We start from the raw sequence: 16,465 nt of genomic DNA on the forward strand, positions 1-16,465 counted from the left end.
TCAACTCGTCTAGCCATGCCGATAGATTGCGTAATGCTACGTGTATTTTCAATCTAGACATAAGTCGTATCGGCCTTTAAATAAGCTATATCAACAAAGGGTTTAGTGAAACCCCTAATATAAACAAAACAGAAAATTCAAAGTTTTATTCCGCAAGGTAAAAACCATCTATCAAGCGCCTCATTTTGTAAGTTATTACGTAATAAAATTACATTAAATTTAAAGTCGCTTTATAATTTCAAACAAGCGTATGAATATTGACAGGTAAACAAACACCTTGTACTCACAAGGGCTGAAGAGATGTATTTAAACAGGGGTCAAACAAGGTATGCAGGGCTTTGTGTAAAATTAACATTGTGAAATTTCACTATTTTATGAAAGCTTCATCAAAGAAGAGCTGTAAAATTTTACAAGTCAAAGTTTACCAACAGAATAAAATACTAGAAAGCGCACTGTTTCCAGTGCGCTTTTAGATAAATAATGGAGAAGTAAGGGCTAATACTAATAGCTAAAGCAGCTCTGAAACGACTTCTGCAAGTTGATTAAATGTTTTCGTTCTTGACGAGCTCGGACGCCAAACTAAGCCGATTTCGCGATAAGCTTGTTTACCTGGAGGATCGATCACGACTAAATTCTGGTTATGCAGCAAGCCATGGTCGATAGCCATTTGAGGAATGAACGTTGTTCCCAAACCATTCGCAACCATTTGCACCAGTGTATGGAGGCTGGTTGCCGTAAACGGATTGATTTTTTCTTTGTCTGTTAATTTACACGCTGATACCGCATGTTCCGTTAAGCAATGTTCTTTCTCTAGTAGAAAGACGGATTCGTCAGGTAAATCCGCGTAACGAATCGGCACAGGGACCGATTGGGCTTGATTAGCGCTTATAACCATTCGAAACGGATCCTTACCCACTACTCGGCTTTCCATCCCATCAATTTCGACTGGTAACGCTAAAATAAGCACATCCAGCTCACCATGTCTGAGCGCTTGGAGTAAGTTTGTCGTCGTGTCTTCTCTTAATAAAAGGTTCAGTTGTGGGAAACGGTAGTTCACCTCTTGTACCAAATCACACAGTAAAAACGGAGCAATTGTTGGTATGCATCCTACTTTTAGCTGGCCTTGCATATCGTCGCCTTGGCACATACGTCCAAGCTCGACCAAATCTTGCCCTTTTGCTAACAGCTCTCGCCCCTGCTTTACTACCATTTCTCCTGTTTGGGTAAAAACCAGTGGACTTTTCTTGTCTTTCTTTTCATATAATGGACAGCCAATCAACTCCTCTAAGTTTTGAATACCCTTACTTAAAGTCGACTGACTGACAAAACAACGCTCTGCAGCGTCACTAAAATGTCTTGTTTCATGCAGTGTGACTAAATAGTGTAACTGCTTCAAACTGGGCCATTTATTCATAATTGTATTTGTATCTACCGCCGTTCCAGTGATCGAGTTAAGAGTTTTGTTATTATCGTTTTTTTCGATTAACTCAATCTATTTATTTCGCTTTTTTCAATACTACAATCTGTACTATAGTTTGTCTCGTACAAACACGAACCAAACCGACACAACTGAATTCGGTTTGGAGCTAACCATACTTTTTAGGAGCAAAAAAATGGTACTAGTAGGTCGTCAAGCCCCTGATTTTACTGCAGCAGCTGTTCTAGGTAACGGTGAAATCGTTGAAAACTTCAACTTTGCAGAGTTCACTAAAGGTAAGAAAGCAGTAGTATTCTTCTACCCACTAGATTTCACTTTCGTTTGCCCATCTGAGCTAATCGCATTCGACAACCGTCTAGCTGACTTCCAAGCTAAAGGTGTTGAAGTAATCGGTGTTTCTATCGATTCTCAGTTCTCTCACAACGCATGGCGTAACACTGCTATCGAAGATGGCGGTATCGGTCAAGTTAAGTACCCACTAGTTGCTGACGTTAAGCACGAAATCTGTAAAGCTTACGACGTTGAGCACCCAGAAGCAGGCGTTGCTTTCCGTGGTTCTTTCCTAATCGACGAAGAAGGCGTTGTACGTCACCAAGTAGTTAACGACCTACCACTAGGCCGTAACATCGACGAAATGCTACGCATGGTTGACGCTCTTAACTTCCACCAGAAGCACGGCGAAGTATGTCCTGCACAATGGGAAGAAGGTAAAGCAGGTATGGACGCATCTCCAAAAGGTGTTGCAGCGTTCCTATCTGAGCACGCAGCTGACCTAGGCAAAAAATAATAGACCTTCACCCTAGCTCAACGGGTGTGATGGTTGGATGTATATAAAGCAATAAGCTAATGCGGAAAACCGCAAACGCCAATCAGTCTAAGTAAAGTCCTATCAAAGCCCAGAGCCTCTGCTCTGGGCTTTCTTTTTCCTTCAGATAAACCGCCAAAATGAGGTAACGCTTTAGCGTAAACTTTACCTCTATTTATCATCCCCTCCATACAGATTCTGCTTACTTGCCCTGTTAATATCTTAGCCACAACACCTATTTGTAACGTTAGCAGGATGAATGAACATGGTTACTCACCTAGAAGTCTGTATCGATAATATTGAATCTCTGCACTACGCCATTGCTGGCGGCGCCACTCGGATTGAACTTTGCTCCTCTTTGGCTTTAGGCGGACTAACACCCAGTTATGGTTGTATGCAGCAAGCGGCTAAGCTTTCGAGTGTTCCAGTTTATGCCATGATCCGCCCACGCCAAGGTGACTTCTTCTACAATGAAGAAGAGATCGAAATGATGCGTTGGGATATTGAAGCGGCTCACCAATCAGGCTTGAGCGGTGTCGTGTTCGGCGTGCTCACTCAAGACGGTGATATTCATATGCCTTACGCGGCTGCGCTGTGTGAATTTGCTCAAGCGCTTGGCTTAGGCGTGACCTTCCATCGTGCCTTTGACCAGTGTCGTGACGCTGAAAAAACTTTGGAAGAAGTGATCAGCTTAGGTTGTGAACGTATTTTAACCTCCGGTCTTGCGCCTTCAGCACCACAAGGGATCGATGTGCTTAGAGCTTTGGTTAAGCAAGCCCAAGGACGCATAGCAATCATGGCGGGGGCTGGCGTTAATGCGAGTAACGTACGTGCGTTAGTAGAAGACACTCAAGTTCCTGAAATCCATCTGTCAGGCAAAACCACACGCCCTAGCCAAATGACCTTTGTTGCTGAACAAAGCAAAATGGGCGCATCCGATGTCGATGATTTTTTAATCCCCATCACAAGTACACAAGCCATAACCGATGTCGTAGCATCTCTCAAATAGACCACCGTAACCTCACGCGCATAGCTTTTGAGTGCTAACATATTGTTTATCAAGGAGTGAGGAAAGGTGTATGTCTAAATTGAAGAAAAAGGAATACGAAAAGGAGCTCAAAAACCTTCAAGTTGAGCTCGTAAAACTTCAAGAGTGGGTCAAACACAAAGGGTTAAAAGTGGTGGTTCTGTTTGAAGGCCGTGATGCTGCGGGCAAAGGCGGAGTGATAAAGCGAATTACAGAAAAGCTAAACCCGCGTGTTTGTCGCGTAGTGGCTCTGCCTGCACCGACAGAAAAAGAAAAAACGCAATGGTACTTCCAACGTTACGTCGCTCATTTACCATCTGCTGGTGAAATCGTTTTATTTGACCGAAGTTGGTATAACCGAGCGGGTGTCGAAAAAGTCATGGGGTTCTGTACGCCTGATGAATACGAAGAGTTTTTACGCTCTTGTCCTGAATTCGAAAGAATGTTGCAACGCTCTGGGATTATTCTGATTAAGTATTGGTTTTCGGTTTCAGACGAAGAGCAGGAAAAACGTTTTCTAGGTCGAATTAATACGCCGATCAAACGTTGGAAATTCAGCCCAATGGATTTGGAGTCACGTCATCGCTGGGCGGAGTATTCGGAAGCAAAAGATAAGATGTTTGCCTATACAGACACGAAAAACTGCCCTTGGTGGGTCGTCCCTTCAGATGACAAAAAGAAAGCGCGCTTGAACTGTATCAGTCATTTACTAAGCCAGATTGATTACAAAGCACTTGAGTACTCACCCATCGAATTACCTGAACTCAATAAAGAAGGTTACGTCAGAGCGCCCATTGATGATCAGACCTTCGTTCCTGATAAATATTGACGTGCTTTCCTTCTCTCTAATAAATAGACCAGCCTAAAAGCTGGTCTATTTATTGAAGTCAGTTACTTCAGTACGTCATCAATACTTTGATCACCTAGATGGCGTACATCTTTCCCTTTCACGAAGTAAATAATGTATTCACAGATGTTCTGGCAGCGGTCCCCCACGCGTTCAATCGCGCGTGCCGACCACATCACTTGCAGAATATTAGGGATATTTTTTGGATCTTCCATCATGTAAGTCATCAACTGACGAATCACCGCTTCATACTCGGCGTCTAGTTTGTCATCTTGTTTATGCACCTCTGCTGCCGCTTCTACATCCATGCGGGCAAACGCATCTAAAACCTGATGCAGCATATTAATTGCCTGACGGCAGAGAGGCTCTAACGACACTTGGAATTGTCGTTCTTTTGATGATGGGCTTTCAATGGCAACGTAAGCAATGCGTGTCGCCACATCACCGATGCGTTCTAAATCAGTGATCGTTTTGATGATAGCCATGATTAAGCGCAAGTCTTTTGCCGTTGGCTGACGCTTAGCAATAATGCGTGTACAGGCGTCATCGATCGAGACTTCCATCGCATTCACTTTATGATCGTCACGCACAACCTTACGCGCCAGTTCGATGTCCTCTTTATGCAAGGCTTGAATAGCATACGAAAGCTGCTGTTCTACCAAGCCCCCCATGGTTAATACATGAGTACGAATCGATTCTAGCTCTACGTTAAATTGTCCTGAAATATGACGTCCAAAGTGCATGATGTTCCTTATTCCGTATAGAGTCGCGACTTAACCGTAGCGACCCGTAATGTAATCTTCGGTCTGTTTCTTCATTGGCGAGGTGAAGATCGAATCCGCGTCAGAGTATTCAATTAACTTACCCATATGAATGAATGCAGTATGATCGCTCACTCTCGCCGCTTGTTGCATGTTATGGGTAACGATAACCATAGTATATTGAGTCTTCAGCTCATTGATAAGCTCTTCAATAGTTAAAGTTGAGATTGGATCCAACGCTGATGTTGGCTCGTCCAATAACAGGACTTCCGGCTCAATCGCCACCGCGCGCGCAATGACCAAGCGCTGTTGCTGTCCCCCAGATAAGCCAAATGCGTTCTCATGCAAGCGGTCTTTTACCTCATCCCACAACGCCGCTGAGCGCAAGGATCGCTCCACTGCGTCATCTAAACTACGGCTGTTTTTTACACCTTGTAAGCGTAAGCCATAAACTACGTTTTCATAAATAGACTTAGGAAATGGATTGGGTCTTTGAAACACCATCCCAACTCGGCGTCGAAGTGTCGCAACATCGACATTAGGATGATAAACATTCTTGCCATGGAGACGCACTTTACCTGTGACTCGACACCCTTCCACTAAGTCGTTCATGCGATTGATGCAACGTAATAACGTCGACTTTCCACACCCTGAAGGACCGATAAAAGCGGTGACTCGCCCTTTGGGAATTCGCATCGAAATATCATGCAGCGCCTGAGTTTGACCATAGAACAGATTAAGGTTCTCGATTGAGATGGCTGTTTGTTCATCCGTTAAATTATGAACATCCAATGGTGGCTCATAACCTAATGTACTATCAAAATTAAACATACTTAATCTTGTCCTAACGTTCTGTATTTTTCTCGTAAATTATTGCGAATACTGATTGCTGTTAAGTTTAGCCCGACAATCACTGTCACGAGTAAGAAAGAGGTAGCATAAACTAATGGTCGCGCCGCTTCGATGTTGGAGGTTTGAAAGCCAACATCGTAAATGTGAAAACCTAAATGCATGAACTTTCTATCCAAATGCACATAAGGGAATTGTCCGTCAACCGGTAAACTGGATGCCAATTTCACGACCCCCACCAGCATCAGTGGCGCTACTTCGCCAGCTGCACGTGCAATCGCAAGGATCAAACCTGTGATAATAGCTGGCGTCGCCATAGGTAAAACCACACGCCATAGTGTTTCGAACTGAGTTGCACCAAGCGCCAGAGAACCATGTCGTACTGAGCTCGGAATACGAGTTAAACCTTCTTCAGTAGTCACAATCACAACTGGAAGCGTCAGCACGGCAAGAGTTAGTGCAGACCATAACAAACCCGGCGTACCAAAGGTTGGTGCCGGTAGCTTCTCCGCATAGAATACGTTGTCGATAGAGGCACCAATCGTATAAACGAAGAAACCTAAACCAAACACGCCATAAACAATCGATGGAACACCCGCTAGGTTTATAACCGCAATACGAATAACTCTGGTTAGAGCGTTATTCTTAGCGTATTCATGTAGATAGATAGCGGCGATCACCCCGAGTGGCATCACAATGATCGACATGATGAGTACTAAGAAAACCGTACCAAATATCGCAGGGAACACGCCTCCTTCGGAGTTAGACTCTCTTGGATCTTCAGATAAAAACTTCCAAACCTGTTTTCCCCAATGCATGACTTTATCAGGCAGTGACATTTGGTTTGGATACCAGTAGTCCAAAATATCTTCGAGCGGAATCGATACTTGTGACCCCGTCATATCCTCGACAATCAAGGCATAGTCAGAGAGCTGAAGTCGTAAACCATCAAGTTGCAAATCTAACGTCGCAAGCGCTTTTTCTATCTGCTCTTTTTTCGTCTGATTTTCCTTTAAGAAGCTTTCTGTCAGCGTGTCATTCAATTCATGCTTGCGCTTTTCTAATCGCAACTGCTCTAGCTTCCAACCAAGCTCTTTAAGCTGATCGACCACCAAAGAATCAATCTCATGGCGCAGAGTTTCTGCATCATCAAGCTTTTTATTTAGTATCGATTGAATATCACTGGTGTATATATTATCGCCATCTTGAAACGCCACCAGCTTACCAAAGAAATAACCACCGCTACTGCGCTCTATCACCGCCCACTCTTTTGGCGTCGTGGGCTCATCCAACTGCATTTGCAATACGGAGATAAAATCGGCGGGATACAACTCTCGGTTAGCGATTTTGATGTTGAGTCGCGTGGCAAAATCTTCATCGTCTTCTAACTGTTGTGCTGCGCTTTCAGGCAAATAACTCTTCGGTACAAAGCTGCGCTCATACACTTGACCAATCAGAATAGTATTTTCATGTAGCACTTCACCTTGTACAGGAGTCAGCGCTGCAACATTCCACTGATACAAGGGCGCTGGCCAAAAGTAAGTCAGGCCTTTCCAGCCGATAAGGAGTAACAACCCTAATACCGACAACAAACTGATGCTGACTGCACCGCCTGTTAGCCATATCCACGGTGCGCCAGAACGAATCCAATTTAACACGTTATTACTCGCTCTTTATTCAAACCATTATTACAACGCACGGTACTTATCTCTCAGTCTCTGACGAACCCACTCCGCAAGCGCGTTTACTGCAAACGTAAACACAAACAAAATCAATGCAGCTAGGAACAGCAGGCGATAATGCGAACTTCCAACTTCCGACTCTGGCAACTCAACGGCGATGGTCGCCGACAGGCTGCGCAATCCTTCCAAAATATTCCAATCCATTAATGGCGTATTGCCCGTTGCCATTAACACAATCATGGTTTCGCCAACAGCGCGTCCCAGGCCCATCATAATGGCAGAAAAAATACCTGGGCTTGCAGTAAGCAAGACAACATAGATTAAAGTTTGCCAAGGCGTGGCCCCTAATGCCAAAGAGCCATCCGATAAATGCTTCGGTACAGAGAAAATGGCATCTTCGGCAATGGTAAAAATCGTCGGGATAACAGCAAACCCCATCGCTAGCCCCACCACCAATGCATTGCGTTGATCGTAACCAATACCATGCTCGGTTAAGAATAAGCGCATATCGCCACCAAAGAACGTCTGCTCAATCGTAGGCGAAATCCACACTCCAAGCCCAATCAGTACCAATATGACAGGCATGAGCACTAAAGCATGCCAACCATTAGGCAGACGATTCCGCAAAGGTTGCGGTATTAATGCCCATAGCCCGCCCATAATCATGGTGCTCAAGGGCAAAACAAACAGCATAACGACGATCGTAATCAGGTGATCTTCGACAATAGGCGCGAACCACAATCCCGCGAGGAAACCAATGATCACCGTCGGCAGTGCTTCCATTAGCTCAATCGACGGTTTCACGACACGACGCATGCGTGGCGACATAAAGTAAGCCGTATAAATAGCACCTAGCACTGCGAGCAGTACTGAAAACAGCATCGCAAACATCGCCGCTTTTATCGTTCCAAACGCAATAGGTACTAGGCTGAACTTAGCCTCAAAGTTATCGCTCGCCGAAGTCGATTGCCACACAAATTCAGGCTCAGGATACCCTTCGTACCACACTTCTTGCCATAATGAAGACAATGAAATTTCCGGATAGGCATTGTCCACTTCCGCAACATTTAACGCATTATTTTGCCAAGTGATTAAGTAGCGTTCATTGTTAGACATTGCTGCGATTGCGGGCGCTTGATTGTACGCACGCTTAAACAACACCAGTTTTTCACTGGTTGTATAATGGCTTTGCAACGTGCCGTTGGTGTAAAAGCTATAAAATCCTTTTCGATGAGAATCCGGCAACAAATACTTAAGCTCTGATGCCAATTTAAAATCACGAATATGCGTTAACGTGCGTTTTTCTTCTTGCAGCGTATCAAACCATTGCGACACCCGACCATCGTTGTGCGTCACCAAAAGCGAGTAAGCACCGGCCAATAAGTCTATCGTACGAACGGAATGCTTCTTATCACCTTGAGTGAGATCGACCACCTCTCGCACAGCAAATTTACGTGCGGTTTTCTTTAACACGATCAACTCAGAGCCATCGCGCAAATAAAGCGTTTCACCGTCAGGTGTCAACAACATTTGCTGAGGCGTATTAAAGCCTGAAGAGAACGTAAAATCGATCGTTGTAGGAGGCGTACCCAAAGACGAAGCCACTTGCCAGCGAGCTTTCACTTCACCGCTTTGCGTCTGCCAAACAATCGTTGGTAAGGGCGTCGAAGCTGCAAATACAAACTGAGTCACAGGCTCTTGAGGCGTACTTAGTGTCAGATCCATGCTGGTGTCTAGCTCAATCACTTCCGGAGGACGTGTATTTTCTCTCAACGTGGCATTAAATTCTGGCTTGAAAAGGTTCGCTTTACCCTGCCCATCAACAAATCCATACCAACCTAGCCCAGGAGCAGATTGAGAGAAAGCGACGGGTTTCTGGACGATTTGCTGTTTATACACCGCAGGTTTCGTAGGCTCGTCCATCGACAAATATTGAATCTCACCACTTTGGGTTAGGACGAACGCAAGCTGAGCGTAATCATCCACTGAAATCGCAAGTGGTGTTTCAATATGAGTGGCTCGAATGGCTTGGTTGGTTTTGATCTCCGCATCAGAAAAAAGCGGAATGATCACCATGGCGAGGTAGACAAAGATCAAAATAAGCGCCGCGAGTACGCCGACACCACCGGATGTCACTGCAAGTCGAACTAAACGATCTTTTATCAGTCGTTTCTTATCTTTTTCCTGCAATGAAAACTCGGCTTGTGCCATTTAAATCTCTACCTTTTTTGACTTAGTACTAGAATATGTCGTTAAGATGACAATTATATTACAGATCACATTAAACACCTGAAAAGAATACAACTCTTATGCAATGCGTGGTATGAAATAAATCTGTAATGAAAATCTCATAATGTTCTCACTCATCCATTTTTCCAAGATGAGTACGTATTACTTCACTTTTGGCTAGGTAAGGTTATGAGCGCAGAAAAACTATATATAGAAAAAGAACTGAGTTGGTTGTCTTTCAACGAACGAGTATTACAAGAAGCTGCCGATAAAACCGTCCCTTTGATCGAACGTATTCGCTTTCTTGGGATCTTTTCCAACAATTTAGATGAATTTTACAAAGTACGCTTTGCGGACGTGAAGCGCAGAATCCTAATCAGCCAAGAGCGCGGTGGCAGTGATAGCCCTAAACGACTGTTAACCAAAATGCAGTCGAAAGCACTAAAGCTTAACGAACAATTTGATGAGCTTTACAGCGAATTGATTCGAGAAATGGCGCGACGTCGCATTTTCTTGGTCAACGAACAACAACTGGATGAATCGCAACAAAAGTGGATCGCAAAATACTTCCGTAGAGAGGTAATGCCGCATATCACTCCCCTCCTAATGAAAGACGAGATCGATGTTCTGCAATTTCTCAAAGACGAGTACGCTTACATCGCCGTAGAGCTGCGTAAAGAAGAACATTACCAATACGCTCTGATCGAAATTCCAACCGATCACCTTCCCCGCTTTGTGATGGTACCAGAACAGAAAGGAAAGCGTCGAAAAACCATCATCTTACTTGATAATATTATTCGCCACTGTTTGGACGAGCTGTTCAAAGGCTTTTTTGATTATGATGAGCTTAGCGGCTATGCGATGAAAATGACGCGTGACGCTGAATACGATTTACGCAATGAAATCGAGTACAGCTTGCTTGAACAAATGTCAGAGGGTGTAAATCAGCGACTGACAGCAAAGCCCGTTCGCTTCGTCTACGAACGCGATATGCCGCCTCAAATGTTAGAGTTTCTGTGTAACAAACTTAATATCTCTAACTACGATAACCTTATCCCCGGCGGACGCTATCACAACTTTAAAGACTTCATCGGCTTTCCAAATGTTGGACGAGAATATCTTGAAAATAAACCTCTCCCGCCAATGAAATGTGCCGATTTCGAAGGTTATGCCAACAGCTTTGACGCGATTAAAGCGAAAGATATTCTGCTCTATTATCCCTACCACACTTTTGACCACATTAGTGAGTTAGTGCGCCAAGCCTCCTTCGATCCCAAAGTACTTAGTATCAAGATTAACATTTATCGCGTCGCGAAAGATTCTCGCTTGATGAACTCTTTAATTGATGCGGTGCACAACGGCAAAAATGTCACTGTGGTCGTCGAACTGCAAGCTCGCTTTGATGAAGAAGCCAATATCGAATGGTCAAAAGTATTAACCGAAGCGGGTGTGCACGTCATCTTTGGTGCGCCTGGCCTTAAGATTCACTCAAAGCTATTGATGATTAGCCGCCGCGAAGGTGAAGAAATTATTCGTTACGCACACATCGGCACAGGCAACTTCCATGAGAAGACGGCACGAATTTATACCGACTTCTCCCTACTTACGGCAGATCAAGAAATTACTAATGAAGTCCGTAATGTCTTCGGTTACATTGAGAATCCATACCGACCAGTGAAGTTCAATCACCTTATGGTATCTCCTCGTAATTCTCGAACCCAAATCTACCGCTTAATTGATAATGAAATTGCGAATGCCAAGCTAGGGAAAAAAGCCGCTCTTACGATCAAGGTCAATAACCTAGTCGATAAAGGCATCGTCAATAAGCTTTATGGAGCAAGTACTTCCGGTGTAAAAATAAACATGATCATTCGAGGCATGTGCTCATTAGTACCGGGCATTGAGGGGATCAGCGACAATATTCGCATCATCAGTATTGTTGACCGCTTTCTTGAGCACCCTCGCGTGGTGATCACCCACAATGATGGCGATCCGCAAGTTTATATCTCCTCCGCAGACTGGATGACAAGAAATATTGATCACCGTATCGAGGTAGCAGTACCAGTCCGTGATCCACGTTTGAAACAGAGAATTATTGATATAACGAATATCCATTTTACCGATACAGTAAAGGCTCGTTTAATAGATAAAGAAATGAGTAACGCTTACGTACCACGAGGTAATCGCAAAAAAGTTCGCTCTCAAATCGCTATCTATGACTATCTTAAAAATATAGAAAAGCAAACTAGAAAACAAAATTCAGATGCCTCAAATACTTGAACAAGATACTCGCTACATTGCCGCGATAGACCTCGGCTCAAACAGTTTCCATATGGTGGTGGCCAAAGTTGTCGGCAGTGACCTACAACTGGTTAGTCGTCATAAACAACGTGTTCGCTTAGCATCAGGACTCGACAGTGAATTGAACTTAAGTCACGCCGCAATGGAGCGTGCGCTAGAATGCTTAGCCATGTTCGCTGAAAGGTTGCAAGGGCTTGATGAGTCAAATGTACGTATCGCCGCCACGCACACACTAAGACGCGCTAAAAATGCCCACCTTTTCATCGAGCGTGCGAAAGAAGTGATGCCTTTCCCAATAGAAATTATCCCTGGAGAAGAAGAAGCCCGCCTGATTTACTTAGGCGTCGCGCACACTCAAGTAGAATCCAACTCCAAACTAGTCATCGATATCGGAGGCGGCAGTACCGAGATGATTATTGGACAAGAATTTGAGCCTGAGCTTCTCAACAGTAAACAGATGGGATGCGTCAGTTTTACAGAGCAATACTTTAAAAACGGCAAACTGTCAGGCAAAAACTTCAGTAAGGCGATGTTAGCGGCCGAACAAAAACTCGAGTCCATCGCCTCAACATATCGTAAAAAGGGCTGGGATATTGCTCTCGGCTCATCAGGAACCATCAAAGCAATTCAAGAAGTGCTAGTAGGATTAGGTTTTGAAGATGGCCTGATCACAGCGAGTCGACTGGATACACTTATCGAAACTCTGTGTAAATTTGATTCAATTGAAGATATTGAACTGACTGGTCTAACAGAAGAACGTAAACCCGTATTCGCAGCAGGCGTAGCGATTTTGTCCGCGATTTTCAAAGCGCTTCGCATTGAGCAGATGTTTTTCTCCGATGGTGCTCTGCGCGAAGGCCTGTTGTACGAAATGGAAGAGCGTTTTGCGCGCTCCGATATTCGCATGCGCACCACAGAAAATTTAGCCAACAAGCACCGGGTCGACTTAGAGCATGCCGCTCGTGTTAAGGGGCATGCACGTGAGATGTTATGTCAGGTACGCTCTGAACTAGGCATTAAGAAAAAGAGTGAGTTATTTGACTTACTAGAGTGGGCAGCGTTGCTTCATGAAGTCGGATTAAGTATTAACTTGCGTAGTTTCCATCGCCACTCTTTTTATATTCTGTTGCACTCCACCCTACAAGGCTTCAACCGTGAGCAGCAATTAGTGCTTGCAACATTAGCTCGCTTCCAGCGTAAAGCGCTCAAATTGCAAGAACTACCAGATTTCAACCTCTATAAACAGAGTGACATTATAAGCCTCATCAAAATATTACGACTTTCTATCGTATTAAATGGGCAGCGTAATGAAGATCCATTGCCTGATATCACCTTATCTATCAAAAATGACGAATGGATTCTTACATGCACAGATGAAGCATGGCTAGAAAACAATAAATTACTTCACGCGGATTTACAGGAAGAACAAGAACGTTGGGACAGCGCGAAGTGGACACTCACTTTCTGATCTCGTACTGTCCATACCTAAATAAAAAGTCGGCTTACAGGCCGACTTTTTTTAACTCTTCTTCTGCAAAGTCTGCCGTAATGGGCACATAACCATCTTTCTCAACCAACGCTTGTCCCTGAGCAGAAAAGATAAAGCGAATAAACTCAGCTTCAATTGGTGTTAATGGGTAATCAGGGTGCTTATTCACGTAAACATATAAGTAACGTGATAGTGGGTACTTACCACTAACAATATGTTCTCGCGTTGGAGTCACGTAGTCATTTCCCATTTTAGCCACAGGGACTAAGCGCACGCCTGCCACTCGATAACCAACACCGGAATAACCAATTCCACTGATGGTTGACGCTACAGCTTGCACAACTGACGCGGAGCCTGGCTGCTCGTTAACTCGAGTCTTGAAATCGCCGCCACACAAGGCATTACTTTTGAAGTAACCATAAGTTCCAGAAACGGAGTTACGACCAAACAACTGTACGTTTCGCTTTGCCCACTGTGATTCAAGACCGAGTTGCTGCCAGTTTGTTACAAATTGACTTTCACCACAGCGTAGCGTGGCAGAAAACAAAGCATCTAACTGACTAAAGTTAAGACCTTGAATTGGATTATCTTGATGAACAAAAATACCGATTGCATCAATGGCTACCCTAAGCGCCGTTGGCTTGTAGCCATGTTCACGTTCAAACGCTTCAACCTCTCTTAAACGCATAGGGCGGCTCATGGGACCAAACTGAGCTGTTTGTTCGGTCAATGCTGGAGGGGCAGTAGAAGAGCCAGACGCTTGGACTTGCGCATTAATATTCGGGTAAATGGATTTAAACTCTTCAACCCAAAGCGTTGTCATACCCGCAAGTGTATCGGAGCCAACAGAGAGCAAGTTCCCGACAATCCCCGTCGTTTTATGATAAGTCGGCAATGGTTTATCTTGAGCCCCAGCCATACAGGAACAAACAAGCGCGAATAAACTGAATGTTTTTGCCAATCGTAAAGCCATTATTTCACCACCAAACGCTCAGGCAATACGAAAGAAAACTTACTGCCCACACCTACTTCACTGTGAATTTCTAAATGAGAGTCATGGTGACTCAGCGCGTGTTTTACAATGGCTAGCCCTAAACCACTTCCACCAGTATCACGTGATCTTGCTTTATCTACTCGATAAAAACGCTCGGTAAGTCGGTGTAGGTGCTGAGGTTCAATACCATCACCGCTATCTTCCACCTCTAAGCATGCGCCTTGAGAGGTCTGGAACCAACGAACATTAATGTTCGCACCAGGCGGTGTGTATTTGACGGCGTTATAAACGAGGTTAGAGATAGCACTACGTAACTGGTCATCATCGCCCAGCACGCGTAGGCTAGCATCAACATCAAATTTCAATTTATGTTGATTGTCCCCACTAAGGCTAACCGCCTCTTTTTCTAACACTTCAAGCATCGCGGGCACATTCACGACTTCCTCAAGCTCATGCATAGGTGCCGCTTCAATTTTAGATAGTGTCAGTAGTTGGTTCACCAAACTGTTCATGCGGTTGAGCTGCTCCGTCATGACACCATGAGCTTTGCTCCACATTGGACCTACGACCATATCAGGGTCTTCTGTCATCTCAAGATAACCTTGTAGCACCGTCATTGGTGTACGTAGTTCATGAGATACGTTGGCGAAGAAGTTGCGACGCATTCCCTCAAGTTGTTTTAACTGGCTCACATCACGCACTACCATCAAGTGCTCACCCTCGGTATACGGTACGATACGTAATTCCAGCATGCGTTCGACGTTGAGTGGTGAACGCATTTCTAATGGCTCAGAAAAGTCTTTCTTGTTGAGGTACTTGATAAAATCAGGTGTACGAATGAGATTCGAGATAGGTTGACCTGAATCTTCTGGCCAATGGAAGCCCAGTAAGTGCTGAGCCAGCTTGTTGCACCAAACAATATTGCCTTCAGCACGGAATACCACTACCGCATCGGGTAGCGATTCTGCACCATTTCTGAATCGACGAATAAGATTAGTAAGCTCTTTTCGTTTGCGGCGTTGGCGCTGTTGTAAGCGATACAACCCATTGAACAAAGATTCCCAGTTACCACTACCAGATGGTGGCGTGAGGCGTTTTTCATCCCATAACCAAGAAGATAAACGTACTTGGTTATGCAAATGCCACACAAGCTGCAATGCCGTAGCAGCCAAAAGCAACCACGGCATATAACCGAATATCCAACCTACTATCACCCATGGGGTGTAAAAAAAAGCCAGCTCCCAGGCCAGCTTTTTCCACGTTAATCTTTCAACCACTCATAACTCCAGAAATGGTACCGATAAGCTGCGTGTTAATTTATGCCTTCGTCGAGAAGCGGTATCCAGCACCACGAACAGTTTGGATCAGCTTATCATGCCCTGCAGCTTCCAACGCTTTACGCAGACGGCGAATATGGACATCGACTGTACGGTCTTCGACATACACGTTGGTGCCCCAAACATTGTTTAATAGCTGCTCACGGCTGTATACGCGTTCTTGATGCGTCATGAAAAAATGAAGCATCTTAAATTCTGTTGGGCCCATGTCTAATGGCGCATCATTAGCCGTAACACGGTGCGATACAGGGTCAAGCTTTAATCCCTGTACATCAATTACATCTTCTAGTGCAGTAGGGGTTACGCGACGAATCACCGCTTTTAAGCGTGCAACCAACTCTTTAGGAGAGAATGGCTTGGTAATGTAGTCATCCGCACCGACTTCTAAACCGCGCACTTTATCTTCTTCTTCACCACGAGCGGTAAGCATCACAACTGGAATGTTGCGCGTTAATTCCTCTCGCTTCATATGTTTGATGAAGTTAATGCCACTACCGCCTGGTAACATCCAATCCAGTAAAACTAAATCAGGGAAGGGTTCAGCCAGTTTGGTTACTGCAGTATCGTAATCTTCCGCTTCTACCGCTTGGTAACCTTTCTGCTCAAGTACGAAGCACAGCATTTCGCGAATAGGAGCTTCGTCTTCAACAACCAGAATCCTTCTAGACATAATTGAGTAACCTTATGTTCGTTGAGCTAATGAATT

Annotated in this window: 12 protein-coding genes and 2 pseudogenes; 5 read left to right on the forward strand and 9 right to left on the reverse strand. The window is 44.5% G+C overall.

Annotation, left to right across the window (positions count from 1 at the left end; all coding sequences use genetic code 11):
• Positions 1-508 precede the first annotated feature (508 nt).
• The gene (locus tag UQW94_RS19755; RefSeq protein ID WP_005383681.1) at positions 509-1,414 is read right to left on the reverse strand and encodes a hydrogen peroxide-inducible genes activator; all 906 of its coding nucleotides are present in this window, start codon (positions 1,412-1,414) and stop codon (positions 509-511) included.
• A gap of 199 nt (positions 1,415-1,613) precedes the next feature.
• Here UQW94_RS19755 and UQW94_RS19760 point away from each other — a divergent pair, with 199 nt between their 5' ends.
• The 3 genes from UQW94_RS19760 (at position 1,614) to ppk2 (ending at position 4,099) form a co-directional block, all read left to right on the forward strand.
• A complete protein-coding gene (locus UQW94_RS19760; RefSeq protein WP_005381738.1) occupies positions 1,614-2,225 on the forward strand; it encodes a peroxiredoxin C in 612 nt (203 codons plus the stop codon).
• A gap of 283 nt (positions 2,226-2,508) precedes the next feature.
• Entirely contained in the window at positions 2,509-3,252 is a 744-nt protein-coding gene (locus UQW94_RS19765) for a copper homeostasis protein CutC (protein ID WP_322142593.1), read from the forward strand.
• Positions 3,253-3,322: 70 nt separating this feature from the next.
• The gene (ppk2, locus tag UQW94_RS19770) at positions 3,323-4,099 is read left to right on the forward strand and encodes a polyphosphate kinase 2 (RefSeq protein WP_005381743.1); all 777 of its coding nucleotides are present in this window, start codon (positions 3,323-3,325) and stop codon (positions 4,097-4,099) included.
• A 62-nt stretch (positions 4,100-4,161) separates the two neighbouring features.
• Here ppk2 and phoU read toward each other — a convergent pair whose 3' ends face one another.
• From phoU to UQW94_RS19790, 5 genes and pseudogenes are all read right to left on the reverse strand, one after another.
• Positions 4,162-4,860: a phosphate signaling complex protein PhoU gene (phoU, locus tag UQW94_RS19775; RefSeq protein WP_005381744.1), complete on the reverse strand. Its 699-nt coding sequence runs from the start codon at positions 4,858-4,860 to the stop codon at positions 4,162-4,164.
• Positions 4,861-4,890: 30 nt separating this feature from the next.
• Positions 4,891-5,709 (reverse strand): phosphate ABC transporter ATP-binding protein PstB, encoded by an 819-nt coding sequence (gene pstB, locus UQW94_RS19780; RefSeq protein WP_322142508.1) that lies wholly within the window; start codon positions 5,707-5,709, stop codon positions 4,891-4,893.
• A 2-nt stretch (positions 5,710-5,711) separates the two neighbouring features.
• A pseudogene (gene pstA / locus UQW94_RS19785) lies at positions 5,712-7,088 on the reverse strand (phosphate ABC transporter permease PstA); the annotation flags it as partial.
• A 65-nt stretch (positions 7,089-7,153) separates the two neighbouring features.
• Positions 7,154-7,385, reverse strand: a pseudogene (locus UQW94_RS23520) (phosphate ABC transporter, permease protein PstA); the annotation flags it as partial.
• A 30-nt stretch (positions 7,386-7,415) separates the two neighbouring features.
• Entirely contained in the window at positions 7,416-9,620 is a 2,205-nt protein-coding gene (locus UQW94_RS19790) for an ABC transporter permease subunit (protein ID WP_322142509.1), read from the reverse strand.
• Between the two features lie 207 nt (positions 9,621-9,827).
• Here UQW94_RS19790 and ppk1 point away from each other — a divergent pair, with 207 nt between their 5' ends.
• Both ppk1 and ppx read left to right on the forward strand, forming a co-directional pair.
• The gene (gene ppk1 / locus UQW94_RS19795) at positions 9,828-11,918 is read left to right on the forward strand and encodes a polyphosphate kinase 1 (protein WP_005381748.1); all 2,091 of its coding nucleotides are present in this window, start codon (positions 9,828-9,830) and stop codon (positions 11,916-11,918) included.
• Positions 11,902-13,407 (forward strand): exopolyphosphatase, encoded by a 1,506-nt coding sequence (gene ppx, locus UQW94_RS19800; RefSeq protein WP_213963110.1) that lies wholly within the window; start codon positions 11,902-11,904, stop codon positions 13,405-13,407. Before ppk1 ends, ppx begins: the two co-directional genes overlap by 17 nt.
• Positions 13,408-13,441: 34 nt before the next feature.
• Here the strand turns inward: ppx and UQW94_RS19805 are convergent, their stop codons facing one another.
• The 3 genes from UQW94_RS19805 to phoB are packed head-to-tail and all read right to left on the reverse strand — an operon-like array spanning position 13,442 to position 16,429.
• A complete protein-coding gene (locus UQW94_RS19805; protein WP_064376918.1) occupies positions 13,442-14,401 on the reverse strand; it encodes a PstS family phosphate ABC transporter substrate-binding protein in 960 nt (319 codons plus the stop codon).
• Positions 14,401-15,699 carry a phosphate regulon sensor histidine kinase PhoR gene (phoR, locus tag UQW94_RS19810; protein WP_005383667.1) on the reverse strand — a complete coding sequence of 433 codons (1,299 nt, stop codon included), beginning with the start codon at positions 15,697-15,699 and terminating at the stop codon, positions 14,401-14,403. Before phoR ends, UQW94_RS19805 begins: the two co-directional genes overlap by 1 nt.
• 40 nt (positions 15,700-15,739) lie before the next feature.
• Positions 15,740-16,429: a phosphate regulon transcriptional regulator PhoB gene (gene phoB, locus UQW94_RS19815; RefSeq protein ID WP_005381752.1), complete on the reverse strand. Its 690-nt coding sequence runs from the start codon at positions 16,427-16,429 to the stop codon at positions 15,740-15,742.
• Between the last annotated feature and the right edge of the window lie 36 nt (positions 16,430-16,465).

Source organism: Vibrio sp. PBL-C16, assembly GCF_034321865.1.
GTDB classification, from domain to species: domain Bacteria; phylum Pseudomonadota; class Gammaproteobacteria; order Enterobacterales; family Vibrionaceae; genus Vibrio; species Vibrio alginolyticus.

What these genes read in the sequence shown, in the direction of transcription:
- UQW94_RS19755 (WP_005383681.1), bottom strand. Translation starts at nt 1,414, where the DNA reads ATGAATAAATGGCCCAGTTTGAAGCAGTTACACTATTTAGTCACACTG.
- UQW94_RS19760 (WP_005381738.1), top strand. Translation starts at nt 1,614, where the DNA reads ATGGTACTAGTAGGTCGTCAAGCCCCTGATTTTACTGCAGCAGCTGTT.
- UQW94_RS19765 (WP_322142593.1), top strand. Translation starts at nt 2,509, where the DNA reads ATGGTTACTCACCTAGAAGTCTGTATCGATAATATTGAATCTCTGCAC.
- ppk2 (WP_005381743.1), top strand. Translation starts at nt 3,323, where the DNA reads ATGTCTAAATTGAAGAAAAAGGAATACGAAAAGGAGCTCAAAAACCTT.
- phoU (WP_005381744.1), bottom strand. Translation starts at nt 4,860, where the DNA reads ATGCACTTTGGACGTCATATTTCAGGACAATTTAACGTAGAGCTAGAA.
- pstB (WP_322142508.1), bottom strand. Translation starts at nt 5,709, where the DNA reads ATGTTTAATTTTGATAGTACATTAGGTTATGAGCCACCATTGGATGTT.
- UQW94_RS19790 (WP_322142509.1), bottom strand. Translation starts at nt 9,620, where the DNA reads ATGGCACAAGCCGAGTTTTCATTGCAGGAAAAAGATAAGAAACGACTG.
- ppk1 (WP_005381748.1), top strand. Translation starts at nt 9,828, where the DNA reads ATGAGCGCAGAAAAACTATATATAGAAAAAGAACTGAGTTGGTTGTCT.
- ppx (WP_213963110.1), top strand. Translation starts at nt 11,902, where the DNA reads ATGCCTCAAATACTTGAACAAGATACTCGCTACATTGCCGCGATAGAC.
- UQW94_RS19805 (WP_064376918.1), bottom strand. Translation starts at nt 14,401, where the DNA reads ATGGCTTTACGATTGGCAAAAACATTCAGTTTATTCGCGCTTGTTTGT.
- phoB (WP_005381752.1), bottom strand. Translation starts at nt 16,429, where the DNA reads ATGTCTAGAAGGATTCTGGTTGTTGAAGACGAAGCTCCTATTCGCGAA.